Source organism: Vibrio sp. A37 (assembly GCF_059777565.1).
In genome coordinates this window covers 1-15,957 of the sequence record NZ_JBLNLI010000008.1, presented here as the reverse complement: position 1 = coordinate 15,957, position 15,957 = coordinate 1, and the positions used below count along the sequence as shown (strand labels likewise).

General features: G+C 42.3%; 13 protein-coding genes, 1 rRNA gene and 1 other annotated feature. Of the genes, 8 read left to right on the top strand and 6 right to left on the bottom strand.

Annotated features, from left to right (window positions below; genetic code table 11):
- Positions 1-34 precede the first annotated feature (34 nt).
- Both ACM2FC_RS14580 and tyrA read left to right on the top strand, forming a co-directional pair.
- On the top strand, positions 35-1,108 hold the full coding sequence (locus ACM2FC_RS14580) for a 3-deoxy-7-phosphoheptulonate synthase (RefSeq protein WP_498481692.1): 1,074 nt from the start codon (positions 35-37) through the stop codon (positions 1,106-1,108).
- 12 nt (positions 1,109-1,120) lie between these two features.
- Entirely contained in the window at positions 1,121-2,248 is a 1,128-nt protein-coding gene (tyrA, locus tag ACM2FC_RS14575) for a bifunctional chorismate mutase/prephenate dehydrogenase (RefSeq protein WP_498481691.1), read from the top strand.
- A 52-nt stretch (positions 2,249-2,300) separates the two neighbouring features.
- Here the strand turns inward: tyrA and ACM2FC_RS14570 are convergent, their stop codons facing one another.
- Positions 2,301-2,696, bottom strand: a complete 396-nt coding sequence (locus tag ACM2FC_RS14570) for a PilZ domain-containing protein (protein ID WP_498481690.1) — start codon at positions 2,694-2,696, stop codon at positions 2,301-2,303.
- A gap of 107 nt (positions 2,697-2,803) precedes the next feature.
- Positions 2,804-4,471, bottom strand: coding sequence for an energy-dependent translational throttle protein EttA (ettA, locus tag ACM2FC_RS14565; RefSeq protein WP_498481689.1), 1,668 nt, complete (start codon positions 4,469-4,471; stop codon positions 2,804-2,806).
- A 254-nt stretch (positions 4,472-4,725) separates the two neighbouring features.
- Between ettA and ACM2FC_RS14560 the strand changes: the two genes are divergently transcribed.
- Together ACM2FC_RS14560 and trpR are read left to right on the top strand one after the other, a co-directional pair.
- On the top strand, positions 4,726-6,675 hold the full coding sequence (locus ACM2FC_RS14560) for a transglycosylase SLT domain-containing protein (protein ID WP_498481688.1): 1,950 nt from the start codon (positions 4,726-4,728) through the stop codon (positions 6,673-6,675).
- A gap of 97 nt (positions 6,676-6,772) precedes the next feature.
- Positions 6,773-7,069 carry a trp operon repressor gene (trpR, locus tag ACM2FC_RS14555; RefSeq protein WP_498481687.1) on the top strand — a complete coding sequence of 99 codons (297 nt, stop codon included), beginning with the start codon at positions 6,773-6,775 and terminating at the stop codon, positions 7,067-7,069.
- Between the two features lie 47 nt (positions 7,070-7,116).
- Here the strand turns inward: trpR and yjjX are convergent, their stop codons facing one another.
- The 4 genes from yjjX to bamD form a co-directional block, all read right to left on the bottom strand.
- Positions 7,117-7,644 (bottom strand): inosine/xanthosine triphosphatase, encoded by a 528-nt coding sequence (yjjX, locus tag ACM2FC_RS14550; RefSeq protein WP_498481686.1) that lies wholly within the window; start codon positions 7,642-7,644, stop codon positions 7,117-7,119.
- 11 nt (positions 7,645-7,655) lie between these two features.
- Positions 7,656-8,831, bottom strand: coding sequence for a prephenate dehydratase (pheA, locus tag ACM2FC_RS14545; protein ID WP_498481685.1), 1,176 nt, complete (start codon positions 8,829-8,831; stop codon positions 7,656-7,658).
- A gap of 11 nt (positions 8,832-8,842) precedes the next feature.
- Positions 8,843-8,962: a sequence feature (Phe leader region), on the bottom strand.
- Positions 8,963-9,090: 128 nt separating this feature from the next.
- Positions 9,091-9,414: a ribosome hibernation-promoting factor, HPF/YfiA family gene (gene hpf / locus ACM2FC_RS14540; RefSeq protein WP_498481684.1), complete on the bottom strand. Its 324-nt coding sequence runs from the start codon at positions 9,412-9,414 to the stop codon at positions 9,091-9,093.
- A 367-nt stretch (positions 9,415-9,781) separates the two neighbouring features.
- Complete coding sequence (bamD, locus tag ACM2FC_RS14535) at positions 9,782-10,510, bottom strand: outer membrane protein assembly factor BamD (protein ID WP_498481683.1); 729 nt, start codon at positions 10,508-10,510, stop codon at positions 9,782-9,784.
- A 136-nt stretch (positions 10,511-10,646) separates the two neighbouring features.
- Here bamD and rluD point away from each other — a divergent pair, with 136 nt between their 5' ends.
- From rluD to ACM2FC_RS14515, 4 genes are all read left to right on the top strand, one after another.
- Positions 10,647-11,621 carry a 23S rRNA pseudouridine(1911/1915/1917) synthase RluD gene (gene rluD / locus ACM2FC_RS14530; protein WP_498481682.1) on the top strand — a complete coding sequence of 325 codons (975 nt, stop codon included), beginning with the start codon at positions 10,647-10,649 and terminating at the stop codon, positions 11,619-11,621.
- Complete coding sequence (gene pgeF / locus ACM2FC_RS14525) at positions 11,621-12,346, top strand: peptidoglycan editing factor PgeF (protein WP_498481681.1); 726 nt, start codon at positions 11,621-11,623, stop codon at positions 12,344-12,346. The genes rluD and pgeF overlap by 1 nt, the downstream gene beginning before the upstream one ends.
- Before the next feature lie 122 nt (positions 12,347-12,468).
- A complete protein-coding gene (clpB, locus tag ACM2FC_RS14520) occupies positions 12,469-15,042 on the top strand; it encodes an ATP-dependent chaperone ClpB (RefSeq protein WP_498481680.1) in 2,574 nt (857 codons plus the stop codon).
- 589 nt (positions 15,043-15,631) lie between these two features.
- Positions 15,632-15,957: ribosomal RNA gene (locus ACM2FC_RS14515) — 16S ribosomal RNA — on the top strand; the annotation flags it as partial.

The window sequence follows — 15,957 nt, the reverse complement described above, 5'->3', positions numbered from 1 at the left end:
CAAGAGAGTGTAATAAAATTTTTACGGTTTAAATATGTTAAAAAGTGAATTAAGCAATATAAATATCAGTGATGAACAGGTTCTAATCACTCCTGAAGAGTTGAAGCAGAAACTTCCTTTAAGCGAGCAATCTCGCCAGTTTATTCAGCAGTCACGTCAAACGATTGCAGATATCATTCACAAAAAAGATCACCGTTTGCTAGTGGTGTGTGGCCCTTGTTCAATTCATGATGTCGAAGCGGCAAAAGATTACGCGAAACGTTTGAAAAAGCTTGCTGAAGAGTTGAGTGACCAGCTTTACATTGTAATGAGAGTCTACTTTGAGAAACCACGTACTACAGTTGGTTGGAAAGGGTTAATCAACGATCCTACTCTAGATGGCTCATTCGATATTGAACATGGTTTGCATGTAGGTCGCCAGCTACTAGTTGAACTCGCCGATATGAATATTCCTCTAGCGACTGAAGCGCTCGACCCTATCAGTCCACAGTACTTAGCGGATACTTTTAGCTGGGCGGCTATTGGTGCGAGAACCACTGAATCACAAACTCACCGTGAGATGGCAAGTGGTCTTTCCATGCCGATCGGCTTTAAAAATGGTACTGATGGAAGCTTATCTACTGCAATTAATGCAATGCAAGCTGCTGCGTCTAGTCATCGCTTTATGGGTATCAACCGTGAAGGTCAAGTTGCCCTTCTGACTACTCAAGGCAATCAAGATGGCCATGTTATTCTGCGTGGTGGTAAACAAACCAACTATGACTCAGTGTCGGTAACGGAATGTGAGCAAGAAATGCAAGGCCACGGCTTGGAAGCCTCTCTGATGGTGGACTGCAGCCATGCAAACTCGCGTAAAGATTATCGCCGTCAACCGCTTGTTGCGGAAGATGTTCTTCATCAAATTCGTGAAGGCAATAAATCAATCATTGGTGTGATGATTGAAAGCCATATTAACGAAGGTAATCAGTCTTCAGACCTACCACTTGATAAGTTAGATTACGGCGTTTCAATCACTGATGCATGTATTAATTGGGAAACAACTGAGGCATTATTACGTCATGCACATAAAGAGTTAGTTCCGTTTTTAGAAAATCGCCTAAACAAATAAAAAGGTAATGTAATGGCTGTTGAACTGAGTGAATTGCGTGATCAAATAGATGAAGTCGATAAGCAGATATTGGACTTGCTTTCGCAACGTTTAGCCCTTGTAGAGAAAGTAGGTGAGGTGAAAAGCGAACACGGTTTACCTATCTATGCCCCAGATAGAGAAGCCGCAATGCTTGCTTCTAGAAGACTTGAAGCAGAGAGAAAGGGCGTTCCCCCTCAGCTTATTGAAGATATTTTGCGTCGTACCATGCGAGAATCATATGCAAGTGAAAAAGACTCTGGCTTTAAGTGTTTAAAGCCAGATCTTGGCTCTGTCGTTATCATAGGTGGGCACGGTCAGCTTGGAAGCTTATTTGGTCGTATGTTTAGCCTATCTGGCTACAAAGTAGACGTCATCGGCAGCCAAGATTGGCACAAAGCAGACCAAGTTTTATCGACGGCTGGACTTGTTGTAGTGACGGTTCCAATTCACTTGACAATTGGTGTTATCAATAAGCTTAATAATCTGCCAAAAGATTGCATTCTCTGTGATCTGACTTCAATTAAGTCTTCACCACTTCAAGCAATGTTAGAGGTGCACGAAGGACCAGTGGTAGGGTTGCACCCAATGTTTGGGCCAGATACTGCTAACTTTGCCAAACAAGTGATTGCATACAGTAATGGCCGTGGGGCAGAGCAATATCAATGGCTTCTAGAGCAATTTGCGATTTGGGGAGCCACACTACGCGATATTGATGCAACTGAACATGATAAAGGGATGACGCTTATTCAAGCATTGCGTCACTTTACAACCTTCGCCTACGGCGTTCATCTAAGTAAAGAAAATCCCGATTTAAGCAGCTTGCTCAAATTAAGCTCTCCAATCTATCGGTTAGAGTTGGCGATGGTAGGCCGGCTGTTTGCGCAAGACTCTAATTTGTACGGCGACATTATTTTCTCGTCCAAAGAAAATGTTGAGATGATTAAGCGTTTTCGCGATAGGTTGGGAGATGCGGTCGATCTATTAGAGCAAGATGATAAGCATGGCTTTATCGAAAACTTTAAGCAGGTTAGGGGGTGGTTTGGAGACTACTCACAACAGTTTATGAACGAAAGTCAAAGCCTACTTAAGCAGGCCAATGACTCAATTCACCGAGAATAGCCAGTATACAAATTAGCTCGTAACTTAAATGATAGTCACGAGCTATTTTGTTCTAAAGTTGTTCACCCATGTCCGACAGATGCTCGCCTAAATCTGATAAGTGCTCTAGTTCACGATGCAGTAAATCGTCGTTCCCAACATTTAACTCAACCAAACGCTTGATATGCGCGATGCTTTCGATATCTATATGGTCGATACTCGCGTGAATAATGTTCTTCTCAATTCTGATTAAGTTAGCGACGAGGTTAATAACGATATCGCTGCTAGGGAGAGTAAATTCGATATCGGCGAGTATATCATTATTTAGCTCAGCATTGTTGCCATCGGTACTCAGCAATAAACCATGTAAAGATAGATCTTGTATATTGGCTTCGACTAAGGTGCCCCCTTGACGAATAGTTGCAGGAGCTTGGTAGATAATGCGTGAAAATCGGCGTCTTTCAACCATAGTAAAATGTCTTCCTTAGTTTTTCCTATTGGTGGCTTACACATCCGTGTATACGCGCAAGTCTACCGTTAATAAAAAGCCGCATTAAATGCGGCTTTAGTCGTATTTTACTTAGCTATACGCTTGTATTTTATACGATGAGGTTCGGCTGCTTGCGCACCTAACGTCTGTTTTAGCCACTCACTGTACTCAGTATAGTTGCCTTCGTAGAAGTTCACCTGCCCTTCATCACGGTAATCTAAGATATGTGTGGCGATCCTGTCCAAGAACCAACGGTCGTGCGAGATAACCATGGCACATCCTGGGAACTCAAGTAGTGCCTCTTCCAGAGCTCGAAGCGTTTCTACATCTAGGTCGTTTGTCGGTTCGTCGAGAAGCAATACGTTACCACCAGCTTTAAGAAGCTTCGCTAGGTGAACACGGTTGCGCTCGCCTCCAGAAAGCTCACCGATGACTTTTTGTTGATCGACACCTTTAAAATTGAAGCGCGAGCAATAAGCGCGAGCTGGGATCTCAAAGTTGTTGATCTTAATGATATCAGCACCTTCTGAGATTTCTTGGAAGACAGTCTTGCTATCATCCATGCTATCGCGGAACTGATCGACAGAAGCCAGTTTTACAGTATCTCCGAGCTCAACCGTACCGGAGTCTGGTTGCTCAGTACCACTGAGCATTTTGAATAGCGTTGATTTACCCGCGCCGTTCGCACCAATGATGCCAACAATCGCTCCTTTAGGTACGCTGAAAGACAAGTTATCGATAAGTACACGATCACCAAAAGATTTGGTTAGATTACTTACTTCGACAACTTTGTCTCCTAGACGCTCACCTGGCGGAATGAATAGCTCATTAGTTTCATTACGTTTTTGATGATCGCTATTGTTAAGCTCTTCAAAGCGAGCCATACGCGCTTTGGATTTCGCTTGGCGACCTTTTGGATTTTGGCGAACCCATTCAAGTTCTTTCTCGATGGTTTTCTGGCGTGCTTTCTCTTGAGAGGCTTCTTGCTTCAATCGAGCGTCTTTTTGCTCTAGCCAAGAAGTATAGTTACCTTCCCAAGGGATACCTTCACCACGGTCAAGTTCTAAAATCCAACCTGCTGCGTTATCTAGGAAATAACGGTCGTGGGTAATCGCAACAACAGTCCCGTTGTAATCGACTAAGAAGCGCTCAAGCCAGCCGACAGATTCAGCGTCAAGGTGGTTGGTTGGTTCGTCGAGTAGTAGCATGTCTGGTTTTTCAAGAAGTAGTCGACATATCGCTACACGACGTCGTTCACCACCGGAAAGGTGTTCGATTTTCGCATCCCACTCAGGTAAACGAAGTGCATCAGCAGCACGCTCTAGTGCATTTTCAAGGTTATGCCCATCTTTTGCTTGGATGAGTGCTTCAAGTTCGCCTTGCTCTTTTGCTAGAGCATCGAAGTCGGCACCTTCTTCTGCATAGGCAGCATAAACCGCATCTAGTCTTTTCAATGCGTCTGCCACATCAGATACTGCTTCCTCTACGACTTCGCGAACCGTTTTGGATTCGTCTAATTGTGGTTCTTGAGGTAGGTAACCCACGTTTAATCCTGGTTGTGGGCGCGCTTCACCATCAATATCCGTATCGATACCCGCCATGATTCTTAATAGTGTCGATTTACCTGCACCATTTAAGCCCAATACGCCTATTTTTGCTCCTGGGAAAAAGCTAAGAGAGATGTCTTTGAGAATTTGACGTTTGGGCGGGACGATTTTGCTCACCCGCGACATGGTATAAACATATTCAGCCATTGCCGATAGATCCTAATTGAAAACACGTAAAGCCACATTTTATACCAATCGGGATACTTTTGTTACACGAGTAGACCGCTTTTATCGATCTGTGTATCAAGCTGACATTAAATGAAAAGCAATAAGTTGCTCAGGGCTCTTCATGAATTTATTAATTGTGAATACTTTGTTAAATTGAACTAACTGTTGTTTTTTTGACCTAACCTTAACAAGGTGTTAACATTTTAAATCCGCACGACATGGAAGTGAGGAATATGGTAAGTAAGAGTTTTGACAAGCTATATCAGCTCATAAGCTGTTCAAGTGTATGTGCTTTTCTCTTTGTAGGGAGTAGTGTCGCTAGCCCTGTTTCAAACATTCAAGAACAGCGAGCACTCTATGATCGAGCACAAAAGTTATTGGATAGAAGGCAAGTTTCTCAATACCAGTCCATACGTTCAAAAATATCCGAATATCCGTTGACTCCCTACACTGACTATCGAGCATTTTTAATCAATTTAAAGGCTAAGAGCCCCGATCAAGTTGATAATTTTATCCATGACAACTATTCCTATCCGTTTTCATCCAATGTTCGCGCTCCTTATCTAGAGACTTTAGCTCATCAAAGAAAGTGGAAACAACTACTAGAGTTTCAGAAGTCTGAGCCAGTAGGAGAAACCTACCAATGTTATTACTACACGGCTCTGTACAAAGTTGGCAAGAAAGAGCAAGCCTTTGAAGGCATGAATAAACTCTGGCTATCAGGCGATAGCATTTCCAAGCAATGCGATGACCTGATTGTTGCCTGGGATAAAGCTGGATTGAAAACTGATGAGGACGTTCTTCGTCGTATGCTTTTAGCTTTCGATGAAAGAAATAATGGCTTGATGAAATATCTAAAAGGGCAGCTTAAATCGAGTCAAGCCAAGAGCAAAGCTGCAGAATTAGCGCAGCTATACAGTAGACCAGAGATGGTAGCTAAATTTGCTAGTAAATATAAAAACGATGAGTTTTATCGACTTCTCATTACTTCAGCACTGAAAAAACTGGCTCGAAAAGATGTTGAGAAAGCACAGGTCGTTTTTTCTCAAGTGATGGCCAAGAATCAATTTGGTAATAAAGAAAAGCAGAAATTAGCTGAGTTTATCGCAATTCGCCTAATGAATACGGATTCAAAAGCACTCGCTAATTGGCGTGATGACGTGGTTGAGATGTCCATTGAAGATAAGTTAATTGAACGCAGGACTCGTTTAGCCATTCAGCAAGCAGACTGGCAAGGAACTCAAAGGTGGATTGCCCAGTTAACTCCAAAATCCAGAGAGTCATTACGTTGGCAGTATTGGCTAGGTCGTAGTGAAATTGCACTTGGTATGCATGAACAAGGCAAAGCACGATTGGAAAAACTTCTAGGAAAACGAAATTTTTACAGCGTTGCTGCCGCTGGTTTTATTGGTGTGCCTGTCGTATATCCAACCACGTCCCTCAACTTAGACCAAACTGTTCTTGAGCCTCACAAAAAAGCTCTGTATAGAATTCAGGAGCTAATTGATCGTTCAAAAATTTCTTCGGCAAAAACGGAATGGAATTGGTTGCTCCGTCACGCGAACATAGAAGAGAAAAAAATGCTGGCGGCTTATGCTGCGGATAAAAACTGGCATCATCTGACGGTGAAAGCTTCTATCTCGGCTAAGCTCTGGGACAATGTCCAACTTCGCTTCCCTATCGCTCATCAGTGGTGGTTTGATCACTACGCCGAAAAACACGGTATTGATCCGATTACTTTAATGTCTTTGGCCCGCCAAGAAAGTGCGATGGACGCTAATGCTCGTTCTCCGGTTGGTGCAAGAGGCATTATGCAAATTATGCCTCGAACTGCTCAATATACTGCTAGAAAGTATCGAATCCCTTATAACGGTGCTAGAGATTTATACTCGGTTGGAAAAAATATAGAGATTGGCAGCAGTTATCTAAATGGCTTGCTTGAAAGATTTGATGACAATCGTATTTTAGCGTTTGCAGCCTATAATGCAGGGCCTCATCGAGTGAAGCAATGGCGAACACGCTCAAATGAGAACTTAGATGTATACGCGTTCATTGAGAGTATTCCTTTTAACGAAACTCGCGGTTATGTGCAAAATATCCTGATGTTTGAAACGTATTATAGAGATCTGATGGGGGTAGATGGTCAATTCCTCACAAAGCGAGAGAAGCTGGCAAAATACTAGAGCGTGTGGCTTGCACAACTTTGTGTATGTATCTTTCGGTTGCGCGAGAAAGATAACGAATTACAATGAAGCTACACTTCAGCAAGCTATACAAACTATGTCATTTCTCCCAGAGTACAGCGATTGGGATCAATTTATTGAATTGTTAAATCGCGCTATTAAAAACAATGACCACGAATTGTTGTTAGCTACCATGTTAACAGCTGATGAAAGGGATGCGCTCATCGCTCGAGCAAACATCCTGACAGAATTACTGAAAGGAGATTTGTCCCAGAGACAGATGAGCCAAGAGCTAGGAGTTGGTATCGCTACGATAACTCGAGGTTCAAATGAACTTAAAGCTAAGTCAGAACAAGATAAACTGCGTATAGCGGATTTATTGTTAAAACCTTAAAAGGGAGTTGTACCAGCCTGTTTGACTGGCACAAATATCAGGTTAGATTATAAATTAGCTGGGAAGTGCTCTGAGTTAGAGAAAGGGATTAACGCTAAGATCAGGGCTTGATGGTAAACGGAACTTCTGGTGAGTAGGTTGTTCGTTAATAAGCTAATTGCGCCACCTTTTTGTTTAATATTATCTGTACCAAACACTTCGTCCATCACTTCGCCAAGTTCATTAGCACTCTCCAGTTTTTTTAACACCATAGGTGGTAGCATTAAACTGGCTGATCGCGATTCACCGCGAACTGACTCTGACTCTATGATCATCCACGCGAAAGTTACCCCTTTATCAATACCTGCTTCAATACCAACATAATAGTCAGAAGACTTCGCAACTTTTTTAGCGTTACGAACACGGTTTAAAGCACCTTGTTTCGTCTCAGCGTCTGTCATGGGTTGATCTGGGACTTCGCTAGCAACGTTGATACCTTCAAAGTGAAACTCTTGAGTCGGAAACACCTCTTTAAAAGCGCTTTCTACAGCACGAATTTTTGCTGGATTTAATGAGGTGATAATTACAGTTTTCATATAAAAGCTTTTTAATCTAGTTTAACCTGAGTATGTGAAATATTCTCAATGGAATAGCACCCTAGTACTTTTAGGAACTTGGTCATTTTTGTAAGCTCAGAGATAGCTTGCTGCATTTCTTCTGATTTGAGATGAGCTTGCAAATCAACATAGAACATCTCTTCCCAAGGATTGCCCATAATTGGCCGAGATTCCAACTTGGTCATGTTAATTCCATATTTTTGTAAGACCAGAAGCGTTTGCACTAGAGAGCCAGCCTCTTGAGCAGTCGACATGATAAGTGTGGTTTTAGCTGGGATTTGCGTAGACACTTCAACTGGTTTGCGAGCCACAACAATAAAACGAGTGTGGTTTTCTGTTTGGTTTGCGATATTCCCTTGAATAGATTGCAAGCCATAGAGTTTACCACTAGATGCGTTACCGATAGCGGCTATATCTTCGCGATTCAGCTCTTTTACTTTCTTCATCGCGTCAGCAGTACTCGCGCAGATTTCTAAATTGACCCCTTTTAGTCCGTTTAAAAACTCACTGCATTGTTGGTGTGGTTGAGGGTGGGAATAAAGCGTTTTGATATCTTCTAGTCGAATATCTTTAGTTGCTACCAAACAATGTTCAATCGGCAGGGTTAGTTCGCCAACGATGTATAGTGTCGTATGTTGCAATAAATCATAGACTTCGTTGATGGACCCAGAACTTGTATTCTCAATTGGTAGTACACCGTAATCTGCATGACCAGATTCAACGGTAGTTACTATCTCTTTAAACTGGTCACAATTTAACTCGATCAGTTCGGAGTCTTTCCGGCTAAAGTACTCTCTGCTTGCTAGATGCGAGTATGATCCTCTGGCACCTAAAAATGCGACTCTTGTTAGAGGTTTTCTGCTTTGAGGGTTGGCGAGACTTTGCAGGTAAGACTGTTGCAATAAAACGGAATCTTCGATGATTGTATGAAATAGTTTGGTAATGTATTGAGCATCTAAGTCGTATTTTTCTTTGCCATTGTTGATTAATTTAACCAGCAATTGTTGCTCTCTATCTGCATCCCTAACTGGTTTAGATGTCTCCACCTTACTTTTGGCCACATCAATACTCAACTTACGACGCTCAGAAAGCAATGAGAGCATTTGGTCATCGAGTTCATTCAAACGTAAGCGAATTTCTTCGAGCGAATATTGTTTGTCGGTCATGATAGTGTCCTTATAAAAAAACCTCCCAGTTGGGAGGCTTTCTGTTCGTTTTAACTTATTTACGCGAACAACTTAGCCTCCAGAGCTAATGCGGGAAAAATAAGTCAAAAAAGAACAGTTGAGAAAGTAGCATAAAGTCGTTGATAGTGATTAAACACTCAAACACAATAAGCAAGCGAGTTAACAGCGTCAAGGAATATTGCTTTGCGTGGAGCAAAAAAATAGCGCCATAGGCGCTATTAATAATTAAGCTTGGGAACTATTCGGTTTCTTCAACTTCGAATTTCTCAGCTCGACGAGCAGCGGGTTTGTGACGTAGCTTATTTAATTGCCTTTCTAGTTTATGTTCAACGTCGTTAATCGCTGCATATAAATCTTCATGCATTGATGATGCTACTAACTGACCTTTAGGTACTTTTATTACCGCTTCAAATTTCTTTTGCTTGTTTGGTTCTTCACTAAATACTGCTTGGCAGGAAATAATGTCTACTTGCCATTTTTCTAGCTTTTTGAATTTGCTTTCTATATGTGAGCGGATTGCAGAGGTGATGTCGATGTTTTTGCCTGTGATACTTACTTTCATAGAATTTTCCTCTGTTGCTACCCGATTGGGTTAACTTCAGATTACTGATCTAATAATAATAAAATGTGATCTATATCACATAAATATAAGCGTAAAAATTTTGGGAGAATTAAACGTGATTTTTAGCAAATACTCCCGTTTTTGAGACTAAAAGTGCTTGTTATTCTCATTGAAGTCGTTACATTGGAGGAAGGTTGTACGCTAAAATTGACTTATTTTGGGGGCGCTTTTACAGCTTGAAATATTTTTATAAGCACCTGATTTTATATAGTTAGTTAAGGCTTCAGCTACCGTCATTGCAAATATAACAAAACCCTCAGTCTTGTTAAAAGATGAGGGTTTTGTGCTTTATACGATGGTAGTAGGTTTAGTTTTCTGGATTTAACTTAATCAACGTTTCTGTATTCGCTATTGGCCCCTGTAGACCAAGCACTTTGTAGGCTTCGAGTTCCACTTGCAAAGACTCTCTCGCTGCTTTTGTATCTGGATATCGTTTTTGTAGCTCTTGAGCTCGGTTGATCGCAGCAATCCAAGCTTTACGCTTGATGTAAAATTTCGCAATAGAAAGGTCGTAGTCTGCTAAGCGGTTTTTTAGTGAGTACATACGTTTTTCAGCATCTGCAGCATATGGGCTATTTGGATAGCGTTCTAACAGCTTTTTAAAATCAGCAAAGGCTTCAGCTGCGGGGGTTGGATCGCGATCACTTCTATTAATATGTAACGCTTCTTGAAGGAAGTTAGTATCTTGAGCCATATGGGTTAGCCCGCGCATATAAAGCACCCAATCCAATTTAGAGCTGGTCGGATTGAGTCGCATGAAACGATCGATAGACGCAAGAGCTAGCGGCAATTGGTCGTTGCGATAGTAAGCGTAAATAAGATCTAATTGCACTTGGTCAGAATAAGGACCAAATGGATAACGAGAGTCCATTGCTTCTAGTTTAGTAATCGCGCCAGATAGGTATCCTTCCTGCAATGCTGTTTTTGCTTGAGCATAGAGCTGTGCTGGTGGTAAGTCAGGAACGACTTCTTTGCTGCTCGAGCAGCCAAACAACGTTAACAATGTAACTAAACCGAGTAGAGAACGCTTTTTCATGTGTTAGGTCGATTCCTTGAATTTAAATATTTCGTTAGCTCTCGTTACTTTCATATCAGTAACAGATACAATGATGAATTAGCCTATTTTTCCACAGTGTTGAGCATTAGTCTCACAGTTTTTAAAAAAGTTCTATATGAGCCAGCAGATTGAATTAACAAACACCGTAAAAGACAGCCAGTTAGGTCAAAGATTAGATCAAGCTGTCGCCGAGCTATTTAGCGACTTTTCACGCTCGCGAATCAAAGAATGGCTTTTACAAGGCAAAGTTCAGGTAAATGGTGAAGTCGTTACCAAGCCCCGATTTAAAGTTATGGGTGGTGAAGAAATTACTGTTTTTGCCGAAATTGAAGCCGAAGAGCGGTGGGAGCCACAAGATATCCCACTGGATATTGTCTACGAAGATGATGACATTTTGGTTATCAATAAGCCTAGAGATTTTGTTGTTCATCCGGGAGCAGGTACGCCTGATGGCACCGTACTTAATGCTTTGCTTCATCACTATCCAGATATCGCTGAAGTTCCAAGGGCAGGGATAGTACATCGTCTAGATAAAGACACCACTGGGCTGATGGTGGTTGCTAAAACCGTACCAGCTCAGACTAGACTGGTTCGCGCGCTACAGAAACGCAATATTACTCGCGAATATGAAGCGATAGCAATCGGTAAGATGACTGCTGGTGGAAAGGTTGAGCACCCAATAGGAAGGCATTCGACCAAACGCACTTTGATGGCAGTGACTCCAACGGGAAAACCTGCGGTAACGCATTACCGTGTCGCAGAACACTTTCGCGAGCACACACGAATTCGTTTACGCTTAGAAACAGGGCGGACTCACCAAATTCGTGTTCATATGTCTTATCTTCAACTTCCTTTATTGGGGGATACAGCATATGGTGGTCGAGCAAGAATCCCTAAAGGTGCATCGGAAGAGCTGGCAGAAAAAATTCGTCAATTTGATCGTCAAGCTTTACATGCAGCAATGCTGAGGTTTGAACATCCTATTTCTGGCGAGCTAATGGAGTTCCATGCACCAGTTCCTGAAGATATGGTCAATATGAGTGAAGCTTTACGTGAAGACACCAAACTCAACCATTCGGAAGATTATTAATGGATGTGATTGTTCCCAACTGGCCTGCACCAAAAAACATTAAAGCTATGTCTACAACTCGTATAGGAGGCTTTTCTCATGCTCCTTACCAAGGGTTAAATTTGGGGCAACATGTTGGTGACGATCCTGATATCGTAGCTAAGAATAGAAACTGGTTGGTAGATGCTGCCGATTTACCTGCTACCCCAGTATGGCTTAATCAAACCCATTCAACACATATTGTCGATTTAAACGAACCTACAGATAAAACCTTAGACGCTGACGGTTCAATCACTTTTCAAAGCGGTGTTGTTTGTTCGGTGATGACTGCAGATTGCCTGCCTGTTTTGTTAACGAATACTCAAGGAACGCAGGTAGCGGCAGTTCATGCTGGTTGGAGAGGGCTAGTGGATGGCATTCTCGAAAATGCAGTTACAAAGATGAGTGGAGATCTTTTAGCTTGGCTAGGGCCTGCTATTGGTGTTAATGCTTTTGAAGTCGGCGACGATGTGCGAGACCAATTTCTTAGTCATGATAGTTTCGCTAGCAAAGGCTTTTTTGCAACGAGTAAGCAAGGTAAATGGTTGGCCGACATGCAATGGTTAGCTAGCCAGAGGCTTCTCTCAGTTGGTGTAGAGCAAGTCTATTCCAGCAATTTATGTACCTTTAAACAGCCAACAAAATTCTTTTCTTATCGTCGCGATGGCGTGACAGGAAGACAAGCGACCCTTATCTGGATTAGCTAATAAATTAATCACTTTTCGTCTATTGATAACTAAACAGGATACCATTTATAACTTGAAAAATGGGTATTATGTGCCCATCTTACACGGTAAACAGATTTAACTTTATTCGCTAGGAGATTTTCATGCGTCTCGATAGGTTTACCAGCAAGTTTCAGATTGCTATTTCTGATGCTCAATCATTAGCATTAGGACGTGACCATCAATATATAGAACCCGCTCATCTTATGGTGTCACTTCTTGACCAAGATGGAAGCCCAATTCGCCCTTTAATGACAATGTTAGACGTCGATGTAACTCATCTACGTTCTAAGCTAGCAGAGATGCTAGATTCAATGCCAAAAGTAACAGGCATTGGTGGTGACGTGCAGCTTTCTAGTGCTATGGGGTCGCTATTTAATCTCTGCGATAAAGTGGCGCAAAAACGTAAAGACAGCTACATTTCATCCGAAGTCTTTTTGTTAGCCTCACTCCAAGATAAAGGCCCACTAGGTAAACTTTTAAAAGAGCTTGGCCTCACTGAAGAAAATGTTTCTGGAGCTATTGACCAAGTTCGTGGTGGACAGGCGGTCAATGATCCCAATGCAGAAGATTTACGCCAAGCACTCGAAAAGTTCACCATAGATTTGACTGAACGCGCGGAGCAAGACAAGCTTGACCCTGTTATTGGCCGTGATGACGAGATTCGTCGTACTATCCAAGTCTTGCAGCGTCGTACTAAGAATAACCCAGTCATTATCGGTGAGCCGGGGGTAGGTAAAACTGCAATCGTTGAAGGCCTTGCACAACGTATCGTCAACAACGAAGTACCGGAAGGTCTCCGTGGCCGCCGAGTGCTCTCTTTAGATATGGGGGCTTTGGTTGCAGGTGCAAAATTCCGCGGTGAGTTTGAAGAGCGTTTGAAGTCTGTTCTAAATGAGCTGTCGAAAGAAGAAGGTAACATTATTCTCTTCATCGATGAGATCCACACTATGGTTGGTGCAGGTAAAGGTGAAGGTTCAATGGACGCTGGCAACATGTTGAAGCCTGCGCTAGCGCGTGGTGAACTTCATTGTGTTGGCGCAACCACTTTAGATGAATACCGCCAGTATATTGAGAAAGATCCAGCACTTGAACGCCGTTTCCAGAAAGTGATTGTAGATGAACCATCAGTTGAAGATACAGTTGCAATCTTACGTGGTCTAAAAGAGCGTTACGAATTGCATCACCACGTAGAAATTACTGATCCTGCCATTGTCGCAGCGGCAAGTCTTTCGCATCGTTATGTATCAGATAGACAACTGCCAGATAAAGCGATCGACTTGATTGATGAGGCAGCGTCAAGCATTCGTATGCAAATTGACTCTAAGCCAGAGTCTCTGGATAAGCTTGAGCGTAAGATAATTCAGTTGAAAATCGAGCAACAGGCATTGATCAACGAGCATGATGATGCCAGCGCGAAGCGTTTAAATATTCTTAACGACGAGCTTTCTTCTAAAGAAAGAGAGTTTGCTGAACTGCAAGAAGTTTGGAATACCGAAAAAGCAGCACTGTCTGGCACACAACACATCAAGACTGAACTTGAAAATGCTCGTATGGATTTAAACATCGCACGTCGTGCTGGTGACTTAAACCGTATGTCAGAACTTCAGTACGGTCGTATTCCTGAGCTAGAGAAGCAACTTGATCTTGCGACTCAAGCTGAAATGCAGGAAATGACGTTACTTAAGAATAAAGTGACGGACGCGGAAATAGCAGAAGTCCTTTCAAAGCAAACTGGTATCCCCGTTACCAAAATGCTTGAAGCTGAGAAAGAAAAACTCCTTCGTATGGAAGAAGTGATGCATGACCGAGTTATTGGTCAAGCTGAAGCGGTTGAAGTTGTTTCTGACGCGATTCGTCGTAGCCGAGCGATGCTGGCTGATCCAAATAAACCAATTGGTTCATTCCTATTCTTAGGTCCAACGGGTGTCGGTAAAACAGAACTTTGTAAAACACTCGCGAGCTTTATGTTTGATAGTGAAGATGCAATGGTTCGTATCGATATGTCTGAGTTTATGGAGAAACACTCTGTTGCTCGTTTAGTTGGTGCTCCTCCTGGCTACGTTGGTTATGAAGAAGGTGGTTATCTAACAGAAGCAGTCCGTCGCAAGCCGTATTCAGTTATCTTGCTTGATGAAGTTGAAAAAGCGCACCCAGATGTTTTCAATATTCTATTGCAAGTATTAGACGATGGACGTCTGACCGATGGCCAAGGCCGCACCGTTGATTTCCGAAATACGGTTGTGATTATGACGTCTAACTTGGGCTCAGAAACGATTCAAGAAAACTTCATGTCGTTAGACTACGACAGCATGAAAACCCAAGTAATGGAAATTGTCAGTCGACACTTCAGACCAGAGTTTTTAAACCGCATTGATGAAAGTGTTGTTTTCCATCCGTTGGCTCAAGAGAATATTAAGGCTATCGCTGCTATTCAGTTGAAACGTCTGTCTAGTCGAATGGAAGAAAGTGGTTATCAAATGTCTGTTTCGGACGAGGCTTTGGATTTGATTGCCAAAGTTGGATTTGATCCAGTCTATGGTGCGAGACCTCTTAAGCGTGCAATTCAACAAAGTGTTGAGAACCCGCTAGCTAAAGAAATACTTGCTGGTAACTTAGATCCAGAGAAAGAGATAGAGCTAGTTGTCGATGACGGTCATATAGCGACAAGACAATAAACTCAATTAAGTTTGAGAAAAAGGAGGCTTTAAAGCCTCCTTTTGTGTATTTAAACACTGATTCGCTTTAATTTTGAACGAACGATAAATGATTTGCGATTTTATTTAAATTAATGCTTGCCAACGTCATGCCGATCTCTATAATGCCCCTCGCTGACACGGGATGGCTTCAAACAAGCCAAGCGCCCAGTTAGCAAGGTCTCCTAGCTAAGCCAAGTGCTTAAAAAAGTTTTGAAAAAGTGGTTGACACTGACACTTAACTCGCTAGAATGGCCGTCCGCTTTGAGATGAACTTCAAAGCACGCTCTTTAACAATATAAACCTATCAATCTGTGTGGGCACTCGTTGATGATAATCAGCTTTTGGTTTTCACTTTTTTATAAAAAGTAAAATCAAAAACATACTTCTTAGGAAGTAAAATGGTTTCAATGAAACGAAGTGACCATTCGAATTGGGAAGCAGCCTTGAGCTGTTTTGTTTCACTTTTTCAAAAGTGGAAACCAATAAGAGCACAGTCAATTCAAACATTACTTATGTAATGTTCAGTATTCATTGAGCCTCCCCTTATTTTTAAGGGAATCAAAACTTTAAATTGAAGAGTTTGATCATGGCTCAGATTGAACGCTGGCGGCAGGCCTAACACATGCAAGTCGAGCGGTAACAGAAAGAAAGCTTGCTTTCTTTGCTGACGAGCGGCGGACGGGTGAGTAATGCCTAGGAAGTTGCCCAGTAGAGGGGGATAACCATTGGAAACGATGGCTAATACCGCATACTCTCTTTGGAGCAAAGCAGGGGACCTTCGGGCCTTGCGCTATTGGATACGCCTAGGTGGGATTAGCTAGTTGGTGAGGTAATGGCTCACCAAGGCGACGATCCCTAGCTGGTCTGAGAGGATGATCAGCCACACTGGAACTG